This is a genomic window from Kitasatospora sp. NPDC057738, from assembly GCF_042798815.1.
Lineage (GTDB): Bacteria > Actinomycetota > Actinomycetes > Streptomycetales > Streptomycetaceae > Kitasatospora > Kitasatospora lactacystinica.
In genome coordinates this window covers 1-6,684 of the sequence record NZ_JBHVJT010000148.1, presented here as the reverse complement: position 1 = coordinate 6,684, position 6,684 = coordinate 1, and the positions used below count along the sequence as shown (strand labels likewise).

7 protein-coding genes are annotated in these 6,684 nt (G+C 73.4%); 3 read left to right on the top strand and 4 right to left on the bottom strand.

Going from position 1 to position 6,684, the window contains the following annotated elements; genetic code table 11:
- Positions 1-77: 77 nt before the first annotated feature.
- Positions 78-1,562, bottom strand: coding sequence for a cytosine permease (locus ACFVGO_RS39075; RefSeq protein ID WP_359915102.1), 1,485 nt, complete (start codon positions 1,560-1,562; stop codon positions 78-80).
- A 244-nt stretch (positions 1,563-1,806) separates the two neighbouring features.
- Between ACFVGO_RS39075 and ACFVGO_RS39070 the strand changes: the two genes are divergently transcribed.
- Together ACFVGO_RS39070 and ACFVGO_RS39065 are read left to right on the top strand one after the other, a co-directional pair.
- Positions 1,807-2,019, top strand: coding sequence for a hypothetical protein (locus ACFVGO_RS39070; protein ID WP_359915105.1), 213 nt, complete (start codon positions 1,807-1,809; stop codon positions 2,017-2,019).
- A 205-nt stretch (positions 2,020-2,224) separates the two neighbouring features.
- Positions 2,225-2,587 carry a hypothetical protein gene (locus tag ACFVGO_RS39065; protein ID WP_380636914.1) on the top strand — a complete coding sequence of 121 codons (363 nt, stop codon included), beginning with the start codon at positions 2,225-2,227 and terminating at the stop codon, positions 2,585-2,587.
- Between the two features lie 48 nt (positions 2,588-2,635).
- On the opposite strand, the gene ACFVGO_RS39060 is transcribed toward ACFVGO_RS39065, so the two are convergent.
- Both ACFVGO_RS39060 and ACFVGO_RS39055 read right to left on the bottom strand, forming a co-directional pair.
- Positions 2,636-3,298 carry a DUF4241 domain-containing protein gene (locus ACFVGO_RS39060; RefSeq protein WP_359915110.1) on the bottom strand — a complete coding sequence of 221 codons (663 nt, stop codon included), beginning with the start codon at positions 3,296-3,298 and terminating at the stop codon, positions 2,636-2,638.
- Positions 3,299-3,413: 115 nt separating this feature from the next.
- The gene (locus ACFVGO_RS39055; RefSeq protein ID WP_380636912.1) at positions 3,414-4,370 is read right to left on the bottom strand and encodes a hypothetical protein; all 957 of its coding nucleotides are present in this window, start codon (positions 4,368-4,370) and stop codon (positions 3,414-3,416) included.
- Between ACFVGO_RS39055 and ACFVGO_RS39050 the strand changes: the two genes are divergently transcribed.
- Positions 4,328-4,921 carry a hypothetical protein gene (locus ACFVGO_RS39050; protein ID WP_380636910.1) on the top strand — a complete coding sequence of 198 codons (594 nt, stop codon included), beginning with the start codon at positions 4,328-4,330 and terminating at the stop codon, positions 4,919-4,921. The two genes, ACFVGO_RS39055 and ACFVGO_RS39050, sit on opposite strands and share 43 nt — an antisense overlap.
- Before the next feature lie 25 nt (positions 4,922-4,946).
- Here ACFVGO_RS39050 and ACFVGO_RS39045 read toward each other — a convergent pair whose 3' ends face one another.
- Positions 4,947-6,377 carry an RICIN domain-containing protein gene (locus ACFVGO_RS39045; RefSeq protein WP_380636908.1) on the bottom strand — a complete coding sequence of 477 codons (1,431 nt, stop codon included), beginning with the start codon at positions 6,375-6,377 and terminating at the stop codon, positions 4,947-4,949.
- Between the last annotated feature and the right edge of the window lie 307 nt (positions 6,378-6,684).

The window sequence follows — 6,684 nt, the reverse complement described above, 5'->3', positions numbered from 1 at the left end:
ACAAAGACCTCTGGGGTGCTGGCTGGGGAAACCCACCCCCCTGCCGGTCCGGGCGTACGGGAGTTCGCGCCGTGCGGTCAGACGGTGACCCGCTCGGTGCGCTCCGCCGGGACGTCGGCGGGCTGCTCGGCGGTGGTGGCGGCAGGGGTGTTCTCCCGGGGCGCGGGGAGCACGGCCATGATCGCGCCGGAGATCACGATGGTCGCCGCCCAGGCGAGCCCGTACTTGCCGATCGGGGTGTCGGAGAACGGGCCGGCGAACCAGTCGCACTTGGTGAAGGCGAGCCCGATCAGCAGCGCGAGCACCCAGGAGACCATCGCCTGCCAGCAGAAGCCGGCCTTGTACCAGTACGGGCTGTTCCTGCTGGTGTCCATCAGCGCGGCGGCGTCGTAGCGCACCGCACGCGACCGGCGGCGGAACATGTCCACCGCGTAGACGCCGATCCAGGCCGAGAAGGAGACGGCGAGCAGGATCAGGAAGGTGATGAAGGAGCCCAGGAAGCTCTTGGCGACCAGCATCAGCAGCAGGCCGCCGACCAGCGAGATCACGGCGTTGATGCTGACGGCCGTGGCGCGCGGCAGCTTCACGCCCATGGTCTGCGCGGTGAAGCCGGCCGAGTACATGGAGAGGCTGTTGATCAGCAGCATGCCCACGATCGCGGTCAGCAGGTAGGGCACGGCCAGCCAGGTCGGCAGCAGGTCGCCGAGGAAGGAGACCGGGTCCGCGGCCTGCGCCAGGCCGGGCGAGGCCACCGCCATCACGGCGCCCATCAGCACCATCGGCACCATCACCAGGCCGGCGCCGGAGACCGTCACGCCGACGATCTTCCGGCCGGAGGCGGAGTGCGGCAGGTAGCGGGCGAAGTCCGGGCCGGTGGGGACCCAGCTGATGCCGCCGGCGGCGATGGTCCCGATGCCGGCGATCATCATCGCGGTGGTGCCCGCGGGCTTGGAGAAGACCTCGCTCCAGTTCATGGTCGCGATCAGGTAGCCCAGGACCAGGACGCTGAAGACGCCGAAGAGGTACGTCGACCAGGTGTTGCAGACGTTCAGCGCCTTGCGGCCCATGCCGGAGACCAGGAAGGTGCAGGCGACGAAGGCGAACAGCGTGATGACGATCAGCGCGGTGTTGCTCTTGACGCCGAACATCAGGTCGAGGACGGTCAGCACGGCGTAGGCGCCGGTGACGGCGTTGATCGTCTCCCAGCCGAACCGGGCGACCCAGAGGATCGCGCCGGGGAAGAGGTTGCCGCGCACCCCGAAGGTGGCCCGGGAGAGCGTGGCGCCCGGGGCGCCGCCCCACTTCCCGGAGACCGACAGCACGCCGACCATGCCGAAGGAGGCGAGTGCGGCGCACGCGGCGACGATCAGGACCTGCCAGAAGTTCAACTGGTTGAACACCACCAGGGCCGCGCCCATGGTGAGGAGCAGGACGCTGATGTTCGCCGCGACCCAGGTCGGGAAGAGCTCGCGGACTCTGCCCCGGCGCTCGTGGTCCGGGACGGGTTCGATACCGCGGGTCTCTATCGCGCCGTCGACGTCGACGGTGGACAGGTTGTCCATGAGGGTGGCTCCGTGCGTGTGAAGCGGGAGAATGAAACGGGCAAATAGAACATTTATGGAACTCTTCGCGCGTAGCGCGGGAGTTCAGCCATCCTACTTTGTCCACTTCGTTACGGGTTCGGCCCAGCAGCCCAGCGGCCCAGCGGCCCGGCGCCCGCGCCCACCTCGGCGGCGCCGCTTCCGCCGCGGCCTGTTCACCGCCCGCCGGGGTCGGCAGACTGACAGCCGGGAGAGAGGAGCCGAGATGGCTGTCACGTTCGCGGGGGCCGACACCCGCCCGATCGGCACCATGACCTGCGACCGCGGGTGCGGTGCCGTCTTCCACGACGGCAGGGCCGAGACCGACGGCCCGCTGATCCACCAACGGGCCGCTCTCGCGGGCTGGTTCTACCCCTGCCCCGCACCCGGCGTGCAGATCGACGTCTGCCCCGGCTGCCAGCCGTACGACGGCTACTGACCCGGTGCGGGCGGCGGGGGGATCCCGCACCGCCCGGCGCTGCGCGCCGTCCTGGGGGCGCGCGCCGGTCGTGCGTACGCCCCCGGCGCCGCCCCCGGAGGCCGGAAGCGCCGGTCACCCACCCCGGCGGGCCGGATTCTCCCCCGCGCAGGGAAGTTGACCCGTTCCCCCCACATCGCGGTGCGTCGTGGTGCATGATCGCAACGTGAGCACCTGGTGGGACAAGCGCCGCAACGCCCGGCTGGCAGAACTGGCGTCCGTGCTGGAGTTCTTCGGCGCCGAACCCGTCGAAGACCCCGGCGTCGGCGAACTCGCCCATGCCGCCGCGGCCCTCGCCGAGGAGTACCGCGCCAGCGACCGCGGCCAGGCCATACACCGCGCCGGCGAGCTGCTGGAACAGGCCGCCGCCGCACTGCACACCGCCGACCGCCTGCGCGGCACCCTGCTCCCCGTCGTCAACCACCACCTGCGCGACGCCGCCGCGGCCCTGTCGCACGCCCGCGCCTGCCTGCACGCCCAGGCGATGGCGGGCACCGCCCACCCCGGCCCGGCACCGGAAGCCGGCTGACCTCGGCACGGGCCGCCCGCGCCCGGCCGCGGACGACGGCCGGACCGCTCAGTCCCACGGGCTGGTGGGCACCGGGCCGGGTGCGACGATCGCCGCGATCCCGCCGTCGCGGGCCAGGCCCTCCCAGACCTGCCCCCAGCCTTCCGGGACGCCGAAGGTCAGCAGGTCGGCCCGGTGCTCCTCGTCGCGGAGGAGCTCGAAGTGGCCCTCGCAGAGGTCCTCGGTGCCCCGTTCGGCCGCCGGACCCTGGCGGAAGGGCCCGGTCAGCGCCTGCCAGGCGGTGGCGTCGGCGAAGCAGCCCATCGCCTCCTCCGCGTCGTACCCCGCGCCGGCGGAGCGCAGCGCCGGGTCCTCGCCCACGCCGAGGGCGAGCTGCCAGGTGGCCACCGGTTCGTCGCGCACGCGCAGGCGCGTCGCGGCACACATCCGGTGCTCGGTGTAGTAGCCGTCGGCGAGGCGGGGCCAGTCGGCCCAGGAGACGTCCACCGGGTACTCGCCGGGCGGCACGCGGACCGCGAGCTCGCGCGGCGCCCCGGTGCTCCAGGGCGAGTCCACGACCAGCCGCCCGCTCGGCAGCCGGATCGTGGTGACCTCCTTCAGCTCGGCGATCTCGATCCAGCTGTACGGGGTGTGCGGATCGCCGCCGATCCGCACACCCGGAGTGAACAGCCCGTCGAGGTACTCGCGGGTCTCCTGCCGGACCTCGTTCATGCCCGCCCCTTTCCTTCTCACGTCCGTGGTGCCTGCCGCCCCGGACGATACGCACCCCCAGGGACAACCCCGGCGCCCCCGGGGCACCGGCGGTTCAGGCCGGTGACGCGGGTGCCTAACGGCTTTCCGTGCCGCGGCCGTGGCGGCGGACCGCGAGGACGGCCGTCCCGGTGGCGGCCGCGAGAGCGAGCAACGCGGCCACGGCCGCCGTGTCGGGGGCGGTGAGCGGCCGGGCGCGCAGCGCCTGCCGGAGGAGGAGGAGAACCAGGCCCAGGTAGGCCAGCGCGGCGATCCACATCAGCGCGACGCGGTGGCGCGCGGACACCCCGCGCGGCCTGGTGGTGAGGAGGAAGCCGATCAGGGGCAGCACCTGGAGTGCGTGGAGGCCGACGAAGTGGGGGATCCGCAGATCGCCCCCGAGGGTGCTCCAGTCGGTCACCGGAAGTCCCGGGCCGCCGTCGGCGAGCCCGACGGTGTGCGCGCCGACGACGGGCAGACCGTGGCCCTGCGCGGCGGCCGCGCGCTGCCGGGAGGTGGGCAGCGTCATCAGGAACGCGACGGCCATGCCCAGAGCGGACACCGTCATGCCCAGGCGGAGCCCCCACGCGAACACCGGCGGCCGCACCCGCTGGCGCAGCAGCAGGACGACGGTCGCCAGGGCCATCGCCCAGGTGGCGACGATGAAGGCGGCCATCGTCATCCAGACCGCCGTCGCCGTCGCCGTACCGAAGTTGAAGTGGCTGGTGGTGCCGGACGCCGCCGCGGCGGCGATCAGGGCCATCTCGACGGTCAGCGACACGGCCGTCGTCCAGGAGACCACCCGCACGGGACGATCGTGGCCGCGGACGAAGGTGAGCAGCCACAGCAGGGTGAGGGAGTAGACGGCGATCGACAGCGCGAAGCGGGCCGGTTTCGCCCAGGCGGGCTGCCCCGTGACCGACCGGGGATCGGCGACGAGGCCCACCAGGGCGATGACCAGCATCAGGGCCATCAGGCCGGCGGTGACGGCCAGCGGCCGGTTCACGGCCCATGCCCGCCGCACCAGCTCCGAGGACCTGCCGACCCACACCATGCGACGTCCTTCTCCGCGGCCGCTCCGGTACCTCCTGCGGAAGAACACCATGGCCCGCAGTCGGCGGACGGGCACGCCGCCGGGCCGCGTGCCGGCGCCCCGTAACGCCCACGGGCGAATCCCCGGACGACCGGGAGCAGGGGCTGCTCGGCGACGTCCGGCACCGGGTCCGCCTCCGGGCCGCCGGGACGAGCCCGCGCGCCATAGCCCAGGCCCTCGCCGCCGCCCGGAGGATCCAGCGCACCGCCTACCGGTACACCGACGCCGGGGAGGAGGCCGCCCTCCACGCGGCCACCGCCCGCGACGAATGGCAGCGCATCCACGACCACGTCGCCGCCACCGCCTCCGCGCTCTACGACCCGGACGACGACCCCGAACTCCAGCGGGCCCTGCGCCGTGAGCGCCACCGACGGGAGATCGCCGCCCGCGCCCGCGAGGCCGCCGGCCCCGACCGCCTCACCGACGGCGACCGCCGGCCGTCCGCGACCGCCCCACCGGCACCCTCGGCCCGGCCCTGCTGCTGCACCGGGTCGTGCCGCACCGGGTCATGAGCTGGCCGGGGCGCCACGGCGCGGGTCAGGCCGGGACGAGGTCCCACAGCTGGTCGGGGGTGCCGGCGGCAGGTGCCTGGGTGACCGATCCTCCGGCCCGGGCGGGGGAGGTGAGGGCGAGGCCGGAATTGGCGTTGGTGATGGTGTAGCCGCCGGTGCGGTCGCCGCGGACGCGGAAGGCCTGGTTGGGGCTGGACATCAGTGACACGTCGGCGGGGCCGACGGTGACGGCGGTGCAGTGGAACTGGATCAGGGGGGTGCCGGTGGTGGTGCTCGACCCGGTCACGTCCAGGCACTGGTCGCTGTGCACCGGGCGCAGGTTCCAGCCGCCCAGGGCGGCCCTGAAGGTGAAGGCCTGGTTGGGGTTCCCGGTGGGGGAGAAGCCGAGCAGGGGGGCCTGGTCGGCGACCGAGGAGCCGGAGACGTCGAGGTAGAGGCCGGTGGAGCGGTTCACGACGCGGTAGCGCTGGTCGAGCTTCGGGTCCTCGACGCCGTAGGACATGGGCAGGATGTAGGAGCCCCGCCACGTCGAGTCGGCGTAGTACTGGCGCCGGTACCAGTCGGCGTAGTCCGGTCGGCAGGTGCCGCCGCGGTGGATCTCGTCGTCGTACGGGCAGTAGGCCTCGAAGACCTGCTGCTTGCGGGCCTGCGCCGGGCCGTCCAGGTTGGGGGCCGACTCCCGGGCCAGGTAGTCCCGGTAGTAGGTCATGCGCGGCCAGGTCCCGCCGCGACGGTTCAGGGCGCCGAGCAGCAGCCTGGTCGTCGCGACGTGGTCGGGGTGGAAGTTCCCGTCCATGGAACTCCGCTGGTGGTCCGCCGACGGATCCTCGGTGTTGATCACGGTCGGCCCGTAGTCGTCGATGACGCCCTGGACGAAGGCGAGGACCTGCTCGCGGCTCAGCCGCTGCTGCACCGGCGCGTCCGCGCCCGGGACGGGCCAGGCCTCCCGGCCGTCCGCGTACAGCGCCCACAGCTGGCCCTTGAACATCGTGCCGGCGTCGTTGGACGCGGCGGCGTCGGGCACGCGCAGCTCGACCGTGGAGATCCGGCCGCCCAGCGACCAGGTCGTCGCCCGCACGCCCGCCGCCGAGTAGGGCGCGTGCTGCCAGTCGCCGGGGATGCCGGCGGCCGCCCGGTAGGCCTCGCGGTCGCCGGCCTCACGGCTTTCCATGTAGGCGTACTTGTCGGCGTCCGTGGGATGCGCCGAGACGCCGTCCCGGCTGTAGTACGAGCCGACCAGGAACAGGGTCCGCACGCAGACGTCGGGGTTCGCCAGGTCGTGGATCAGGTCGGGGGCCAGGAAGAGCAGGTCGTCGTCGTGGTGGGCGACCACGTCCAGCACCCGGCCGCCCGAGCACGGTGCGGCGGGCGCCGCGCCGGCCTGCGGGGCGGCCACGGCTCCCGCTGCCAGCAGGACGGTCGACAGGACGCCGGGGACCCGGCCGGTGAATCGCACAATCTCCCCCTCGGTACCTCGGTGCCGCGGGGCACCGGGCCGGGATGCTCCCGGCAGCACCACGCATCATCCGTCAACGCACGGACCGGCGGGGGCACGTCTGCGGGGTGTGGCGGGGGTCTCAGCGGTGGCCGGTCGGTGGTGACCCGGTGTGACGGTGGTGGGCCCGTCAGCGATGCCGTCGGATCCCGGCCGGTGAGGGCGCTCACACACGGATGCGATGAACGACGACGGCTAGCAGTGTCCGTTTTGCCCGTCCTGCGCCACGGGGTGGAAGGTGTTCGCGCAGGCGGGGAGGGGTCGGGGC

Coding starts and splice junctions, on each gene's coding strand:
- ACFVGO_RS39055 (WP_380636912.1), bottom strand. CDS start 4,370: ATGGTGTGGGTCGGCAGGTCCTCGGAGCTGGTGCGGCGGGCATGGGCC.
- ACFVGO_RS39050 (WP_380636910.1), top strand. CDS start 4,328: ATGCCCGCCGCACCAGCTCCGAGGACCTGCCGACCCACACCATGCGAC.
- ACFVGO_RS39060 (WP_359915110.1), bottom strand. CDS start 3,298: ATGAACGAGGTCCGGCAGGAGACCCGCGAGTACCTCGACGGGCTGTTC.
- ACFVGO_RS39075 (WP_359915102.1), bottom strand. CDS start 1,562: ATGGACAACCTGTCCACCGTCGACGTCGACGGCGCGATAGAGACCCGC.
- ACFVGO_RS39070 (WP_359915105.1), top strand. CDS start 1,807: ATGGCTGTCACGTTCGCGGGGGCCGACACCCGCCCGATCGGCACCATG.